General features: G+C 36.8%; 12 protein-coding genes. 2 read left to right on the forward strand and 10 right to left on the reverse strand.

Going from position 1 to position 17,051, the window contains the following annotated elements; all coding sequences use genetic code 11:
• Positions 1–63 precede the first annotated feature (63 nt).
• From gmd to ESZ36_RS01570, 7 genes are all read right to left on the reverse strand, one after another.
• On the reverse strand, positions 64–1,191 hold the full coding sequence (gmd, locus tag ESZ36_RS01540) for a GDP-mannose 4,6-dehydratase (protein ID WP_146782570.1): 1,128 nt from the start codon (positions 1,189–1,191) through the stop codon (positions 64–66).
• Positions 1,192–1,254: 63 nt separating this feature from the next.
• Positions 1,255–1,728 (reverse strand): GDP-mannose mannosyl hydrolase, encoded by a 474-nt coding sequence (locus ESZ36_RS01545; RefSeq protein ID WP_146782573.1) that lies wholly within the window; start codon positions 1,726–1,728, stop codon positions 1,255–1,257.
• Positions 1,729–1,752: 24 nt separating this feature from the next.
• Entirely contained in the window at positions 1,753–3,177 is a 1,425-nt protein-coding gene (locus tag ESZ36_RS01550; protein WP_146782575.1) for a mannose-1-phosphate guanylyltransferase/mannose-6-phosphate isomerase, read from the reverse strand.
• 313 nt (positions 3,178–3,490) lie between these two features.
• Positions 3,491–4,453: a Wzz/FepE/Etk N-terminal domain-containing protein gene (locus tag ESZ36_RS01555; RefSeq protein WP_146783258.1), complete on the reverse strand. Its 963-nt coding sequence runs from the start codon at positions 4,451–4,453 to the stop codon at positions 3,491–3,493.
• 399 nt (positions 4,454–4,852) lie between these two features.
• Positions 4,853–5,437, reverse strand: coding sequence for a DUF6942 family protein (locus tag ESZ36_RS01560; protein WP_146782578.1), 585 nt, complete (start codon positions 5,435–5,437; stop codon positions 4,853–4,855).
• A gap of 9 nt (positions 5,438–5,446) precedes the next feature.
• A complete protein-coding gene (locus ESZ36_RS01565) occupies positions 5,447–7,675 on the reverse strand; it encodes a tetratricopeptide repeat protein (RefSeq protein WP_146782581.1) in 2,229 nt (742 codons plus the stop codon).
• A 32-nt stretch (positions 7,676–7,707) separates the two neighbouring features.
• Positions 7,708–8,616 carry a DUF4097 family beta strand repeat-containing protein gene (locus tag ESZ36_RS01570; RefSeq protein WP_146782584.1) on the reverse strand — a complete coding sequence of 303 codons (909 nt, stop codon included), beginning with the start codon at positions 8,614–8,616 and terminating at the stop codon, positions 7,708–7,710.
• 253 nt (positions 8,617–8,869) lie between these two features.
• On the opposite strand from ESZ36_RS01570, the gene sbcB reads away from it, so the two are divergent.
• A complete protein-coding gene (gene sbcB, locus ESZ36_RS01575) occupies positions 8,870–10,312 on the forward strand; it encodes an exodeoxyribonuclease I (protein WP_146782587.1) in 1,443 nt (480 codons plus the stop codon).
• 130 nt (positions 10,313–10,442) lie between these two features.
• Here the strand turns inward: sbcB and ESZ36_RS01580 are convergent, their stop codons facing one another.
• The 3 genes from ESZ36_RS01580 to ESZ36_RS01590 form a co-directional block, all read right to left on the reverse strand.
• On the reverse strand, positions 10,443–11,804 hold the full coding sequence (locus ESZ36_RS01580; RefSeq protein ID WP_146782590.1) for a sigma-54-dependent transcriptional regulator: 1,362 nt from the start codon (positions 11,802–11,804) through the stop codon (positions 10,443–10,445).
• A 175-nt stretch (positions 11,805–11,979) separates the two neighbouring features.
• A complete protein-coding gene (locus tag ESZ36_RS01585; RefSeq protein WP_146782593.1) occupies positions 11,980–13,815 on the reverse strand; it encodes an ATP-binding protein in 1,836 nt (611 codons plus the stop codon).
• Between the two features lie 170 nt (positions 13,816–13,985).
• Positions 13,986–15,029 carry a porin gene (locus ESZ36_RS01590; protein WP_146782596.1) on the reverse strand — a complete coding sequence of 348 codons (1,044 nt, stop codon included), beginning with the start codon at positions 15,027–15,029 and terminating at the stop codon, positions 13,986–13,988.
• A 521-nt stretch (positions 15,030–15,550) separates the two neighbouring features.
• Between ESZ36_RS01590 and ESZ36_RS01595 the strand changes: the two genes are divergently transcribed.
• On the forward strand, positions 15,551–17,002 hold the full coding sequence (locus tag ESZ36_RS01595; protein ID WP_146782597.1) for an SLC13 family permease: 1,452 nt from the start codon (positions 15,551–15,553) through the stop codon (positions 17,000–17,002).
• The last annotated feature ends 49 nt before the right edge of the window (positions 17,003–17,051 follow it).

Here is a 17,051-nt window from a genome sequence, read left to right on the forward strand (position 1 = left end):
AGTAATAAAAAGAAAGTCTCTAATTAGTTACTTTCTTTGTTTACTTGGTTGTGTAATTTTGAATTAACTCTCAAGGGTTACCGCAAGGTTGTAACCGTGTTCTTTTAAAATTGCATGTTGCTTCGCTTTGTTAAGATCATTCTCAACCATTTCGGCACACATCTCTTCAACAGTAATCTGTGGAACCCAACCAAGCTTTTCTTTTGCTTTAGTAGGGTCACCTAATAGCGTTTCAACTTCTGCAGGGCGGAAATAGCGTGGATCAACTTTAACAATAACATCACCTACGCTTAATGCTGGTGCATTATCACCAGTGATAGCCGTTATAGTGGCAATTTCATTTAGACCTTCACCGCTAAACTCAAGCTCAATACCAGCTTCTTTAGCAGATAAAGTGACAAATTCACGTACAGAGATTTGCTTACCGGTTGCGATAACAAAATCATCAGCAATTTCTTGTTGCAACATCATCCACTGCATACGCACGTAATCTTTTGCATGACCCCAGTCACGTAGGGCGTCCATATTACCTAGAAATAAACATTTCTCTAACCCTTGTGAAATATTGGCGATTGCACGAGTAATTTTACGTGTTACGAAGGTTTCACCACGACGAGGAGACTCATGGTTAAATAAAATACCGTTACAAGCGTACATACCATATGATTCACGATAATTAACAACTATCCAATAGGCATACATTTTTGCCACAGCGTAAGGAGAACGAGGGTGAAAAGGCGTTGTTTCTTTTTGAGGTATTTCTTGTACTTCACCATATAACTCTGAAGTTGATGCCTGGTAGAACTTGGTTTTCTTTTCTAATCCTAAAAAACGAATAGCTTCAAGAAGGCGTAATGTACCCATAGCATCAACATCAGCTGTGTATTCTGGGCACTCAAAAGAAACGGCAACATGAGATTGTGCACCTAAATTGTATACTTCATCAGGTTGCACATCTTTGATAATACGCGTTAGATTTGAAGAATCGGTTAAATCACCATAATGTAGGAAAAACTTTTGGTCTTTTTCATGATTATCTTGATAAATATGATCAACACGTTCTGTGTTTAGCGATGAAGCACGGCGTTTTATACCGTGTACTTCATATCCTTTTTCTAACAATAATTCGGCAAGATATGAGCCATCTTGGCCTGTAACACCGGTAATTAACGCAACTTTATTCTTAGTCATATTTTTTCCTAAATATATTATCAATTTTTTAATAACAGATGCTATCAATTTGTTATTATTACTTCAAAGGCTAAAGGCTTCACCTGCTTTTTTGCCTTTTTGAAAGTACCACTTTGTATGTTTATGTACTGCATCATGGTTCAGTAACTCACTTTTGTTGAACCATTGGTATTCATTATGTTGCTCAGTCGGTAGTTTCATAACACTTTCGTTAAAAAAGAGTTCATATGCTAATACGATATAATGTGTAGTGAACTTATCTACAGTGACATTATCTTCATAAAAATGCTGATACACACCTAAAAACTTAGCCTCACGTTTGTCACTTGATAACTCTGCTTTTAATATACGACTAAATGCAATTTCTAAAGGTTCATCTTTTAAAACCCTACCACCAGGGACAAACCAATAATGTTGAGCTGGACGATTAGTTCGTTTACCTAATAAAATTTGTCCTTCACTATTCTTAACCACTAAATCTATTGAGATCAAAGGCGTTGATGCTATAACGGTTTTGAAAGTAGCTAATGGTAACATATCTATTGTTCTACTTCATTCATGCTATTTTCGTCCATACTTATCATCAAATCGAACGATATCATCTTCACCCAAGTATGAGCCTGTTTGTACTTCTATTAATTCTAACGGTAATACACCTGGATTCTCTAATGCGTGTATTTGACCTAATGGAATATGGGTCGATTCATTTTCAGACATTAAAAACGTTTTATCTCCATTAGTCACTTTGGCTGTACCTGAAACGACTATCCAATGCTCCGATCTATGATGGTGCATTTGAACTGACAGTTTTGCACCTGGTTTAACCGTTATACGCTTTACTTGATCTCTGGTTCCCAAGTCGAGTGAGTCATATTTACCCCATGGGCGATATACTTCACGTTGATGTTTATATTCATAGCGCTCTTCAGCCTTTAACGTATTAACAATTGATTTTACCTCTTGTACTTTATCTTTGTTAGCAACTAATATGGCATCTTTTGTTTCAACAATAACTAAGTTATCAACACCTACGGTTGTTACCAATCTGTTTTGAGAATTTATATAACAGTTAGTTGTTGACTGTGAAATAACGTCACCTTGTGAAACATTACCCTTTTCATCTTTTGGGCTTACTTCCCAAAGTGAAGAAAAGGAACCAACGTCACTCCATTCGGCATCCAATGGCACAACAACAGCATGTTCTGTATGCTCCATTACCGCATAATCGATAGAGTCTTCTGGACATTGTTCAAAAATATCAGCACTAATACGGGTAAAATCTAAATCATGAGTTTTAATATTAAAAGCATCTTCGCAGATTGATAATATTTCAGGTGAATATTTTTTTAGCTCTTCTATATAGCGAGAAGCTTTAAACATAAACATGCCGCTATTCCATAAATATTCGCCTGTTGCTAAATAGTCTTGAGCGGTTGCTAGGTTTGGCTTTTCTACAAAATTTGCTACAGTGTAACTTTCAGCATTTACCTGTTCAGTTTTTGAAGTAAGAAGACTACCTTGTTTTATGTAGCCGTAACCTGTTTCTGCGTGGGTAGGAACAATACCAAAAGTAACTAATTTACCTTGCTCTGCAAATATTGACGCCAAAGTAATAGATTGTTGAAAGGCCTGACCATTTTTAATGACATGATCTGCCGCAAGCACTAACAAAAGCGGGTCATCACCGTTATCTAATGCAGCAAGAGCTGCTAAGGTAATTGCTGGTGCGGTATTTTTCCCCATAGGCTCAAGAATAATACTGCTAGCTTTATTGTTGTTTTGACGTAATTGTTCCGCAACAATAAAACGATGTTCATTATTACAGATAATAATAGGATCTAAACAATTGCTATCTAAACGATTAATTGTTTCTTGTAATAAGGTATTTTCACTGATTAAGGGTAAAAATTGTTTTGGGTGAAGCGCACGTGACAGTGGCCATAATCGGCTCCCGCTGCCACCAGACATAATTACTGGTAATATCATTATTTTAATCTTTTAACCTATTAGTGACTAAATAATTAGTTACTGAAAATTTTAATTGAAAAATTATACTTGAGTTTATGCACTATTGCAGTAAAAAAACTCCTTTTATTCTTTTACTTTAAACAAGGCAGCGACGAGAGTATTACTATTTAGAATATCTATATATTTCACAGAGTACTCTGAGGCTAAGCTGTACAGATAAGTTAAAAATACTATGTAATTAGTCTAGTTATAAAGATAAGAATATTACCATGAACACAGACGTGATTAATGCTCATGGTGGAAGTCTTTTGGCTTTGAATTATCTCTTTATTTATTTCTTAGAAAAATATCGAATAAGTACGATTAATATCGATAACATGCCACCAAGCATAGTACCTAATACCACAATTAATGCGCGTTTTGGCCTATCTTTGGTATCTGGTACTTGTGCGGGATCTATGGTTTTAAGAACGTATTCTTTTTTAACCATAGTTAACATCATGTTTTTTGTTTGCTCTTCAATTAGCTGGTAAAACACTGTTTCCATTGTTGACACTTTAATATTAACTAGCTGCTCAGTTAAATAGTCTATAGAAGCTTTTGCCTCAATTTGATCTTGCTCAAGCATAAACTCATTTATATCTTGAATTAACCAGGTTAGCCATTGCTTAGCAAGGGTTGGTGAATAAAACGATGTTTCCATAGTGACCATTGAAGTTTTTTTATCCTCAGAAACAGTCACTAGCTGTAAAAACGCTTGATAAGCCTCCCATGAAGAAGGCTCTGGGATTTTAGGTGCTTTTACTTTTCGCAGCCATTTGTTATTTACTTTGTCATACATCTCTTCATTTAAAATTAACGTATCCGATGGCATATCCCAGTTTTTTGATGCCATTAATGGTACTAACAAATCATGTTTAGTAATAAAAGCTTCGATAAATGACCGTGACTTTAATATTTCTAGAGCCAGTGCTGTTTTATCAACACCTCCACCACCGCCAAGATTTATACCTGCCATGCTGGCCAAGCCGCCAAGCTGACCAGAAAGACCACCAGCCCCACCTTCACTTGATGCTGGGGATAGTATTGCTGAAGCTTTATAAATATCAGGTTTAGATAGCGCGAAGAAAACAGAAGTTACGGCAAATATCATACTGATGATAATGATGGTAAATTTACCTGCCCATAGAGCACGCCAAAGTTCAGCCAAGTCTATTTCATCATCTTGGTTTTGAGTATTTTGTAGGAGTAGTTGTTGCTGAAGTAATTGCTGTTGTAACAATTGTGCATTCATATCATTTGGCATTGCTTGAGAGTTTCCTATTGAGGTTTCTACTGACTTTGACACTTTTCACCATATCCGATTGGCATTTGTTGGGCGAATCTACTTAACGAACAACAATAAATTTCCCGCATTATACGAATATTAGTGGCAAAGTTAAAGTGGTCGTTTGTTATAAACCTTTAGGAATGAAAAACAGGGATCCCAGCTGAGGAATCACTGGAATGACGTTTTAAAATAAACAGACTTATTCACCTCAGAGTATGCAGAGGCGCTGCTCAATCACAGAGAAGACAAGGATAGTTTAGGTCTAAAATAATTTGGATTCCCGATTAGAGACGTTGGGAATGACGGCTATTTTGATTTATTTATCAATAACAGATAAAAAGCAATTGAATGAATTAGTCCGTCCTAAACTGATTTTAATTTTTGTAATAAACCTGCCAAACGTTCAATTTTTATATTACTCAGTTGACGATAATCAAAATATGGACAAACGATAAGTTTATTTTCGCTATCGATGGCAAACTCATCATCTAGCCAAATTAAATTAGCAACGAGTTTACCACTACTGATTAACGCTTTGGCGTGGCCTTTACCACAAATAATATGCACAATTTCTTTATCAGCGGCATGCTTATTGTTGGTTACTTTATTCGTTTTTTTATTAGGTACTTTATTAGTCACTAATTGTGGCACTGAGAATAACAAGGCTGTTTTACTTTGTGCTTGTAATAAGTATTTGTCACGATAATTTTGCCAAGTAGGCGCATATGTTGAAAAGTTATAAGATTTTTTATCTAGACAATAAAGTAACTTAGCGTATACATTAAATACTTTTCGCCAACCATTACCACATGCTTGATTAATCACGTTAATCTCACCTTCAACAAGTGTCGTAACTTCACCCAAACTTTGATATTCAAGCATGTTAGGTTTATTTGCTATATATACTGCAAAGTTGAAATTACTGTCTCCAAAACCGATATTAGTCATATGTTTCTATTAAAAAGTGTCACTGTCAGCAAGTAGAAAGGTGTTATCGCCCTTTGAGCGTGATCTCATAGTAGCTAATCGAGCTCTTATACCCCCCATCATTTGACCAAACTGCTCTTCTTTATTGATTTTCGCAAGAATAGGTTCTAAATCTGCTTGCCATACTCTTATCCAACCAGCGTCTATCGCCCCTTGAAGGTATTGATAAGTTTCACTGTCTTTATTTTGCAAAGCATTGATTAAGGCCATATTATAATAATAAGAAGGCTCGTTAGATTTTTTGCTTTTATCCTTGTCTAAAAATTGGATAAAACCATCAATAATAGTTTGTGCCTGTGCAAAGTCTTCAATTTGTAGATAAGCATAAGCTAAATGAATGGCGGATTGCCCTTCAGATAAGTGATAAAAAAAGTCCTGCTTCATTGAAGTTATACTGCGAAGTCGCTTAAAAGCAGTAATAGCCTGTGCATACTTCCCTTGATAAAAGGCAATTTCACCTTCAATATAATCATTCATAGCTGCCTTTTCGCCGGTGAACTTAATATCTTTCAATGAATTAAGCGCTTTGTTTACATCTCCCTGAGTAGCGTAAAATCGTGCTTTCATAAAATTAACATCATCTGCTGAGAATTGAGATTCTTGTTTGTTCGCATAATCAAACCATTTTTGTGTTTGTTCAATTTTCCCCATGTCCATATTAGCAATCAACAACCCCTTTATTGCCATTTTATTTACCGGGTCAACATCAAGTGCTCTTGCATACATACTAATTGATTCATCAAGTCTGCCACGTGTAGATAGAATATCCCCAACTAAGTTATAGGCTCCGGGATAATACGGATCATTACTAATAATTTGCGAAAATATATCCATCGCTTTTTTTTCAGAGCCCGTTTGGTAATACCCCCAAGCTACGTTATATGCAGCTACTGGAGATTTGGGGTCTAACAGGTACGCTTGTTCAAATAGCTTATGTGCCCCGCTGACATCACCACGGCTTTGTAACAATGAGCCGTACCACATATACGTCATCGCATAGTTAGGGTTAATATTTATTGCTTTTATAAATGATTGTTCAGCTTTTTCAGAATCACTCGCAGTTAATAACAATCCTTGAGTAGCGTGAGCAGCGGCCAAGTTGGGGTTCAATTTAAAAGCAGTATTAAGGGCTTTTTTCGCCGCACTATTGGCTTGTTTCTCAGGCAAATTTCCGTACAAGGCTAGTAAAATATTGGCATTAGCAATGCTGACAAATGCTCGAGCATAGTCTGAGTCAAATTTCACCGCATCCTTGAAATGCTGTAACGCTTTATTGATTGATGGCGCAGTACGATGCGCTAGCTCTTGTTGACCTTTACCAAAAGCAACCATGGCATCAACATTATTGGTTTCGGCAACAGATTCAAATGGGGTTGTTATTCCAAGTAGAGTTACTTTCATCTTATCAACTACTGCCCTGGCAATATCGTCTTGTATTTGAAAGATATCGCGGTACTCTCGATCATAAGTTTCTGACCAAAGGTGTTCACCTGTACTGACCTTAATCAACTGAGCTGTCACTCGGATCCTATTAGTGGTGTCGTTCTTTCGAATACTGCCCTCAAGGATTGTATCTACGCCTAATTCTCTACCTATTTCTACAATAGTTTTATTTGAAACACCTTTGTAAGCAAAAGAAGATGTTCTAGCAGCAACTTGTAAGTCGGGGATTTTAGCGAGTAAGTTTAATAACTCTTCCACCATACCATCAGCAAAAAACTCATCTTCAACATCATTGCTAAAGGGAATAAAAGGTAAAATAGCGATAGATTCTTTTTTTCCATTAGATAATACATTTTTAGCTATGGGCTGTTGTTCGCCAGCCTGTAAGACTGATTTTTGTGGCGTTTGCCCTTCTAACCATAGTTGACAGGCTAAAGTAACAACTACTGCCAATGCGAGTGTACCTGCAATAGACAACGTTGTTTGGATATTGACTTGTGGAGTACTTTCTTGCGTCCCTCCATCTTTAACTCTTACGATGCCTTTCGAGGTAAAATTATATAACCAAGAAAAAATCAACGAAACTGGAAATCCGACTAGAAAGACTTGTAATAATACCGTCATTACAGAGTCTGGTAGTCCTAATGCTGGCACAGCTAAATCGGCTATTTGGATTAATGGCCAAGCAGATACCGCATATATGGTGGCAACCTTAAATACTTGTCGATGTCTTAATTGAGCTAAGAAGTTATCCAATTATTTTCTCCCAGATCTCGTTAAGCACTAACTCACTCATTAATAATTTTTTCTATGGAAACTGAACCATTAACAGTATTCATACTTAGTCTTCCGGAGCCGTCACCAGAAATAAAGCTTAGTGTTTTCTTATTTAAATTGCCCTCAATGGGCAAGTCATCGGTAAGTTGGTTATTAATTTCTCCACCAAATTGACTAACCACTTCACACTCAGCATTTAGCTCATCGGTAACCTTGTACAAAATGTCTCCACTAACACTAGATAGCTCGAGTTGAGCCTTATTTTTAGCTTGACCACTAATTTGGGTATCACCTGATATATTTTTTATCGTTAATTTATCTGTACCACTAACATCTGCTTTGATATCGCCTGAGATAGATTTAAGGTATGCCTGCTCAAAATCACCTGAAAAATTAACCATACCGCTAACAGATTTTATTTTAGCAAAACCTGAAGACTCAATAAGTGTCACATTACCACTGACCACTGACAGCTTAATTTTACCATGAGATTTCTTCACCATTAAGTCGCCATTAATAGACTTCCCTTCAATATCGCTATTTAACTTGGAAAGAATGAAGGAAGTGTCAATGCCTTTGAAACGTAATTGTAATTGCTGTGGGATAAATATACTGAGTACACTAGAGTCGCCCCAATGCTGTTGCCCTTCGGTATCAACCTTGATAAAGGTTTTATTATTTTCAGTCTTAAATATCAACCGTTTAGTAGTGTCGTCTAGCTCGCCTTGAATCATAACCTTCGGTTTATCCCACCCTTGTATGTTGACAAGACCACGAGGAATATTGACATAAACTATACCTGTTGTTTCAACCGATAATGACTGATTAATTTTCTCCCCAGCCAAGCAAGCACCTGAAAGGGTAATACCTGTAAAGATAAGAATCAAAATAAAAGTAAACGTACTAAAAATTGTATTCAAAAAGTGAGGCCTCGTTGGATGCTAAGCGAACTTATCATTTGAAAACTATAAAAGAAGTATACATAATTTTTTAAAAATGATTATTCTTAAATCGTTAGCCGATGTTTCAAACTAGACTAATTCATGTGTTCTCATTAATAACAAGGCTATTTTTATCATTAACTAGCACAGGTTAACTGATTTATGTAACTCGATTTGTTAGTATTAATTATTGAAAATTAAAGTATAAAACAAAAGATAAAGTGGGAATAAGTTGAATTCAAACACACCAACAATTTTGTGGCACGATTATGAGACTTGGGGAATATCCCCAAAGGTAGATAAACCTTCTCAATTCGCCGGCATTCGTACTGATCTTGATTTAAATATCATTGGCGAGCCAGAAATGTTTTATTGCACGCCGCCCGTTGATTACTTGCCACATCCTGAAGCTTGCTTAGTAACGGGTATCACGCCACAAAAGGCGCAACGTGAAGGTTTGTCTGAGGCTGAATTTGCTGCTCGTATACATACTTTATTTACTCAGCCCAATACCTGTGTTGCTGGCTATAACAGTATTCGCTTTGATGATGAAGTTACTCGCTATCTGCTTTATCGTAACTTTTACGACCCTTATGCACGTGAATGGCAAAATGGAAATAGTCGCTGGGATATTATAGATATGGTTCGCGCTTGTTATGCACTTCGCCCTGAAGGCATTAATTGGCCAACCGTAGAGCGTGATGGTGAAGAAGTAGTCAGTTTCCGTTTAGAGTTGTTAACGGCTGCAAATGATATTAGCCATGAAGCAGCTCATGATGCGATGAGTGATGTTTATGCCACTATTGCTATGGCTAAGCTAATCAAAGAAAAGCAGCCTAAACTTTATGATTTTATTTTTAATTTAAAGAATAAAAACCAAGTTAAAGACTTAATCAATACTGCAGATATGACACCTATTGTGCATACCTCTAGTAAGGTGTCATCAGTTCATGGGTGTACAAGTTGGTTTGCACCCATAAGTTACCACCCAGTAAATAAAAATTCAGTAATCTGTGTCGATTTAGCACGTGACATATCACCTTTATTAACGCTTACCAGCGAAGAAATTAAAGCGCGTTTATATACCCGTTATGATGATTTGGCACCTGATGAGCTGCCAATACCGGTGAAACTTATTCATGTCAATAAATGTCCTGTTATAGCGCCAGCTAAAACGCTTTTACCTGAAAACGCAGAGCGCTTAGCAATACCACGTGATGTTTGCTTAGAGAATTTGGCCTTATTGAAAAAACATGCTGAGTTAAGAGATAAATTAAGCGATGTATTTGCCACGTCAGATTTTGATAATGATGACGTCGATGCTGAACAAGCGTTATATGGTGGTAATTTCTTTAGCCATAGCGATAAAGCTCAGATGGATATTCTACGCGGTTTATCACCCGAGCAATTAGCTAATCATCCATTTCAATTTCAAGATGAGCGTTTAAGCGTATTACTATTTCGCTATCGAGCAAGAAACTACCCGTACACGTTATCTACAGAAGAACAACAAAAATGGCAGCAGTATTGTCAGAACAAACTACAATATGGCGGCAAAGGTATTTTATCACTTGATGAGTTTATGATGAAGATTGAAAACCTTGCCCATGAACATGAAACTGATAAAGCAAAAATGTCGGTATTAAAAGCCTTGTATGAATTCCTGCAAGGATAACTCTCATTCAAAGTAACTATTACTTTTACTATTGATTATTCTGCTACGGCTTGAGCAGAATAATCAAAAGCTAATTTTAACTATGAAGCAAAACTATTAACTGAGCTATTAATTGAACTTTTAATTAAGGTTATTGATAGGTTGTACGCTCTAATTCATATTTTTTCATTTTATCGTATAGTGTTTTTCTAGCTAAATTTAGCTCTTCCATGGTGTCTTTAATACAACCCTCATTACTTGCCAACGCTTCCTCGATAAGAAATTTTTCAAAAAACTCAACCCGCTGAGTGAGCCCCATACTGCTAAGCATTGAATTGGTACTGGTGTTCTTTTTAAGATTAAACGCTGCCGCCTCACCCAATAAGATGTAACGCTCAGCCAAGTTACGCAATTCTCTTACATTACCAGGCCAGCCATGGCTTAATAGCTGAGCTTTATGTTCTTGTGATAATGGAATTAATTCTTTTTTATACCGCGCCGAAGCTATTCGAGCAAAGTGTAAAAAAAGCAAAGGCACATCTTCAATACGCTCTCTCAAGGGAGGAATATCTACTTTCACCAAGTTTAAACGGTAATATAGATCTTCACGAAACAAACCTTGCTCACATAACTCTAACAAATCTACCTTAGTAGCGGCAATCACTCTGACATCAAGATCTACACCTTCGTTAGCGCCTAAACGGACCACTTTCCGCTCTTCTAGTACTCTTAATAACTTAACTTGTAGGGCCATTGGCGTACTCTCTATTTCATCAAGAAATAAGGTACCACCGTTAGCATATTCAAATTTGCCAATGCGCTTTTTATCAGCACCTGTGTAAGCACCCTTCTCTGCTCCGAATAGCTCACTTTCGATAATATTTTCTGGGATAGCGCCACAGTTAAGCGCAACAAAATTACTATCTCTACGGATACTATGGTCGTGTAAATATCGGGCGACTAACTCTTTTCCTGTACCGGTTTCACCATCAATCATAATATCTGCGGGTGCATCCATCACTTGATTGAGTATATTGCGCATTTGTACTATGTTGGGTGAATTCCCTAAAATTCTGGGTCCAGGTAAACAATGTGTTTCTATTTCTTTTTTGAGTTGCCTATTTTCAAGCACTAGAGAGCGCTTATCTAACGCTCTTTTCACCGTATCAACTAAGTCATCATTATTAAATGGCTTTTCAATAAAGTCATAAGCACCATTACGCATTGCTTTTACTGCCATTGAAATATCACCAAAACCTGTCAGTAAAATAGTTGATATATCTTGATCGATATTCTTTACCTCTGCCATCAACTGATGGCCATCCATTTTAGGCATGTTAATATCACTGATAACCACGCCAGGCCAAGTATCACTGAGCTGATTAAGTAATTGATGTGCTTGTGAAAAGGTTTTCACTTCAAAGTTTCGTAATTCAAATGTTTGCTCAATAGCGCTTCGAATATGTTCTTCATCATCAATAACAAAGACGACACCCAATTTTTCCATTTCCATATTATTTTCCTTACGTTATACCAATCCGCATAACTACCTGATCAATCTTGCTGGTTAAAACTGACGATAACTGCGTTGTTTTCAATCCCAATAGCTAGCTATTGCTCAATCAACCGCCTTGTTCTCACCAATTTTCCCTGCGTAATTTTTAATCATTTAATTAAGCGGAATGGTATTACCTGTTTACAGGCAAGCTAATGGTAAAAATAGCGCCGCCATCGGGGTGATTATTTACGTTAAGTTGACCTTGCATTGACTCAATAATTCGGTGCGAGATAGATAAACCTAAACCTAAGCCAAAGTTTTCTTTCGTAGTGAAAAAGGCCTCAAAAACTCTGTCGATATTATCAACTAAAATACCGGGTCCATTGTCTCGTATTTCGATGATAACGTGTTCTTTAACGTCAGACACAGAAATCGTTATTTGTTTATATTCTTGCTCACTAAGCGCTTGTATTGCATTACTTAATAAATTAACCAACACTTGTTCAAAACGAATAGCATCACCATAAACATGTAAAGGATCTAAACAAGGTTTATTGGTAAATTCTACCTTAGCCGCTTTGGCTTGATGCTTTACAATACTCATCGCTGCCATAAGACTCATTTGAACATCAACGGTAGTAGCAATACCCGTGCTTTTTTTAGAGAAACTATTAAATTGACTGACAATATCACTTAGTCGATCCACTAAACCAATAATGAGTGACAGGTTGTTTTTTACTTTGTCTGTCATACTACGTTCTTGATAAGCTAGCGCATTTTCTGAGTAACTTCGTAAGGCCGTTAACGGTTGATTTATTTCATGGTTAATACTTGCTGACATACTGCCTATGAGCGCAAGTTTTTCAGATTGAATTAACTCATCCTGCATTTTATTCATTTGAGTTTGTGCTTGCTGGCGTTGCGCTATTTCCTCATGTAATTTGACATTACTTGCACTTAAATCAGCCGTACGCTCTTTAACTTTTTTTTCTAACAACTGTTGAGATTGCTTAAGTCTTCGCGCATTTTTAAGTCGTTCATTAGCAAATAACAATAAAAACATCATCAATAAATAACCACTAGCACTGAGAATGATTAATAAATTCTGCTGTTTTTTCATTGGCACTACAGAGCTCCATAAATGAACTTGCCAATTAGCCGTTTTCATCAGTTTATTCAGCGCAAAAACCTCTTCAGATCCTTTACTTGAAGTAACTTCCAATAATTCACTACCCAGATTGTTTGGAAGATAGTGATTTGAAATATCGACCACATTAAGTGAAGATACCTCTTTATCGGTATAACGTTTTTCTGCAATTAAATTAAGCTGCTTAGCCTCAGATAGAGTACCTATAGTTTTCAATCGCCATTCTGGTCTATCTGAAATAAAGACGACATCATCGGGCGCAACGATTAAGAAATTAAAGCTGTCATTTAATACCGTTTTTTTATACTGCTCTTCAATATCTGCAATACTTATTTTTAATGCAATGACACCCGCAATAACATCATCGATTATCACAGGATAAGCATAATAAAACCCTCGTTTACCACTACTTAACCCGACTGCATAGTAATGGGATAGTTTACCTTTTAACGCATCCTGAAAATAAGGTCTAAAAGTAAAATTCATACCAACAAATGACGTAGGTAATTGCCAATTACTCGCCCCAATAGTGATACCCTTTTGATCAATGAGGTAAATATCTGACGCCTGAGTCATCGTTCTGATATCTGATAATAATTGATTAAGTTTGGTTATTTTTGATTGATCGTTAGGTGAGATTAACGCTTGTGACAATAAGGGGTGTTTGGATAAAACTTTAGGGATTCGGTCAAAGCGACCAAGAATATTATCTATGTAACCCACTAGGTTAGATAACTGCTGACTCGATTGTTGATGCATCTGTTGATAGACATTGCTCATACCTATCATCTGAGTTACTTCAATAGTCAGTATTAAGCCAATCACTGCAATAGTGGCAACAATATAATTTTTACGTTCTGACTTTCCTTGAGAGACCAAAATTTTACCTTATCAATAAAACTAATAGCAGTTTTATTCATTTTATCAGTTATTAGCTATCAATGAACGCCTTGTTTACTGTTATGCAATCGCTATTTGATATGAAACAACACATCGTTCCATATCAAATATTGCATTTGGTCAGACTAAATTAGTTTATATTGGAATAATTAAAAATCAAATCTCACACCTACTTGTGCTTCAGACATGTCTTCTCCTGTTGAAGGTAAACGAGTCGTGTCATTATCTAACTGCTCAAATGATGCCCACATGCGAAACTTTTTAGAGAAGTAACGAATATATTCAACTTTAATAGAGCTAACATCGCCTTTAATTTCACAAGAGTTTACTGCATATCTCGCATGGACTTGGTTATTGCCTTGACGCCACTTCCCATATAAACCCACCGTTGAGCGATCTTCATCAACACAGGCGGTTACGCCGCCTACTTTACCAGACTCTTCTGCTGATACTAACCTAACGTTGCCAGAAGAGTTCCCCTTGTATAGGTCAAAATCTTCTTCAGCCAAATGATAAAAGGCTGACACGGTAAACGCTTTTGAAATATCATACCAAGCACGAAAACCATATAAGTTACCGGTGTTTTCACCTTGTTGGTCTGCTGCTAATGCTGCTTGGAGTTTTAAATTTTGGTTTTTATATTGCGCCGCTAATTGGTATTGATCAATCGAATCGCCATCTTGTTTCTCTGTTTGAATGGCTGCACCAAATTTCCAATTATTGTAAGTTTTTTGCCATTGCAGCATATCATCATCACGAATAGCACCTTGACGCAACGAATCTAATCCATCAGAAAAGTACGCACTGCGCACATATTGGTGCCATATAATGGTTTGAGAACCATAAGTCACGGTGCCAAAATTACCTTTAAGCCCAACATATATCTGACGCATTCCGGCTTTTTGGTTTTGATTGAAATTAACGCCATCATCGCCGCGTAAACCATACTCAACTTTACCTACACCTGTTAAACCATCAGCTAATTGAACTTCTGCCTTAACACCAACCCGACTTAAGTAATCTCTACCATTCGCCGCATCATCAGAAGTACCACTATCAACATAGTCAGCACCCAAACGAAGCGATCCATAGAATGAGCTCTCGACATCACTTGCATTAGCACTTGCACAGCTTAATAACAGTACGTTTAAAAAAATTAGTTTGCTTGTTTTATTCACTTGAACACGTTTCATGTATTTCCCCTTTATTTTAAGAAGTTATTATCTTTATAAATCGTCAACGATGATTACGTTAAGCCGACAGTTTGTTATCGCAATGTTCACGCCAATTTATGAGTAAAGCTGCAGATAAAAATAAACAACACGATAACAATTACTTACATTAATAATAAAAAATTCGTAGGAACATTGGTTGGGTGGGATATCACCCCCAAGGCCTACTGGTGTATGTAGAAATCCCCCCATTAGGGAAAAGTAAGGCATAAAAAACAAAGAATAAAGGCAAGCGATAAGCCACGATTACTTGTAATTAAAAGGGTCCTAGCATTAAACCCATTAAATAATTTACGGTAATTCTAATAGGCGGTTTTCCACTCATAGTCATTTTTTTATGGGTGGATATCAATACGTAACATAGGATAAAATAATGAGTTAAAAACATAATAACCTTTATTAACAATAAGATGAAAACATGGCAGTGTCTTTGCAAAACATAAATTAGAACTATTATAATAAACAACACTGTGAGGAAATTTATGACAGATATTCAAGACAAAGCAACGCCATTGCGTATGCTGGTATTAGGGCCAGCACTAATGCTGTTCACCTTATTAGTACCTTCTCCCTTTGAAGGTATGTCTGCAGATGCATGGCACACCCTAGGTTTAGCATTGTGGATGGCCACTTGGTGGATATCTGAAGCAACCCCTGTTTCAGTTACCGCATTTTTACCCTTAATAGTTGCGCCAATTGTTGGCATAGCTCCTATTAAGGTAACTACGTCGTCTTACGCACACCCTTTAATATTCCTATTTCTAGGTGGCTTTTTTATCTCCATTGCTATGGAACGATGGAACTTACATAAACGCATTGCCTTAAAAGCGATGTCGTTATGTAGCACTAAACCCAGCCACCAAATTGGCGGTTTAATGCTTGTTACCGCTTTCTTATCAATGTGGATGTCTAATACAGCAACTGCAGTAATGATGTTACCTATCGCTTTATCTATTATCGAGATGGTTAAACAGAAACAAAATGGTAGTACCCCTGAAAACTTTTCAAAACCCATGCTATTAGCTATTGCTTTCTCTGCAAGCATTGGTGGTTTAGCGACATTAATTGGTACTCCTCCTAATGCACTGATGGCGGCTTATTTAGCTGATAGTTACAACATTGAAATTGGCTTTGCACAATGGATGATTATCGGTGTACCGTTAAGTGCAGTATTGTTGGTGCTTTGCTGGTTTATTCTTACTAAGATTTGTTACCAAGTTAATAAAGGCGAAAGAGTTGATACCAACAGCATGTTCAAAGAGAAACTTCAGGAATTAGGGGAAATGAATAAAGGCGAAAAACTCGTTCTATTTTTCTTTGCCTTTGCTGCCATAAGTTGGATATTTAGACCGCTAATAGCCAAAATGACCGGGTTAGCTATATCAGATACTGGCATCGCCATGTTTGTTGCTTTATTATTATTTGTTGTACCTGTTGACCGTAAAAAAGATATCCGTATTTTAGCTTGGGAAGATACTAAGAAGTTACCTTGGGGTGTATTGTTACTTTTCGGTGGTGGTTTAGCTTTAGCTAGTTTGATTAAAAAATCGGGACTTGCAGGTTACATAGCAACTCAGCTTGAAGCAACGTCGAACATTCCTGTTATTGGTGCCGTTTTAGTGGTCACTATTACTATTTTATTCTTAACTGAAGTAACAAGTAATACCGCAACAGCAGCTAGTTTTTTACCTTTACTTGGACCAATAGCCGTAACGTTAACTGATGGACCTTTAATGTTAGTTATCCCTGCTGCATTAGCTGCTAGTTGTGCCTTTATGATGCCAGTGGCAACACCTCCAAATGCTATTGTATTTAGCTCCGGAGAATTACGTATTGCTGACATGGCTAGAGCAGGTTTCTGGCTTAATATCGCAGCTATATTTATGATAGTTTTATTGATGTTAACTACAGTGCCTATGGTATTTAACTTGTAAATAAAGTCATTTTCTCTCGATTTAAACACCAGGTTAATAGTCTGGTGTT

It is taken from the genome of Colwellia demingiae (genome assembly GCF_007954275.1).
Taxonomy (GTDB): domain Bacteria; phylum Pseudomonadota; class Gammaproteobacteria; order Enterobacterales; family Alteromonadaceae; genus Colwellia; species Colwellia demingiae.

What these genes read in the sequence shown, in the direction of transcription:
- ESZ36_RS01580 (WP_146782590.1), bottom strand. Translation starts at nt 11,804, where the DNA reads ATGGAAATGGAAAAATTGGGTGTCGTCTTTGTTATTGATGATGAAGAA.
- gmd (WP_146782570.1), bottom strand. Translation starts at nt 1,191, where the DNA reads ATGACTAAGAATAAAGTTGCGTTAATTACCGGTGTTACAGGCCAAGAT.
- ESZ36_RS01590 (WP_146782596.1), bottom strand. Translation starts at nt 15,029, where the DNA reads ATGAAACGTGTTCAAGTGAATAAAACAAGCAAACTAATTTTTTTAAAC.
- ESZ36_RS01560 (WP_146782578.1), bottom strand. Translation starts at nt 5,437, where the DNA reads ATGACTAATATCGGTTTTGGAGACAGTAATTTCAACTTTGCAGTATAT.
- ESZ36_RS01550 (WP_146782575.1), bottom strand. Translation starts at nt 3,177, where the DNA reads ATGATATTACCAGTAATTATGTCTGGTGGCAGCGGGAGCCGATTATGG.
- ESZ36_RS01545 (WP_146782573.1), bottom strand. Translation starts at nt 1,728, where the DNA reads ATGTTACCATTAGCTACTTTCAAAACCGTTATAGCATCAACGCCTTTG.
- ESZ36_RS01595 (WP_146782597.1), top strand. Translation starts at nt 15,551, where the DNA reads ATGACAGATATTCAAGACAAAGCAACGCCATTGCGTATGCTGGTATTA.
- ESZ36_RS01555 (WP_146783258.1), bottom strand. Translation starts at nt 4,453, where the DNA reads ATGAATGCACAATTGTTACAACAGCAATTACTTCAGCAACAACTACTC.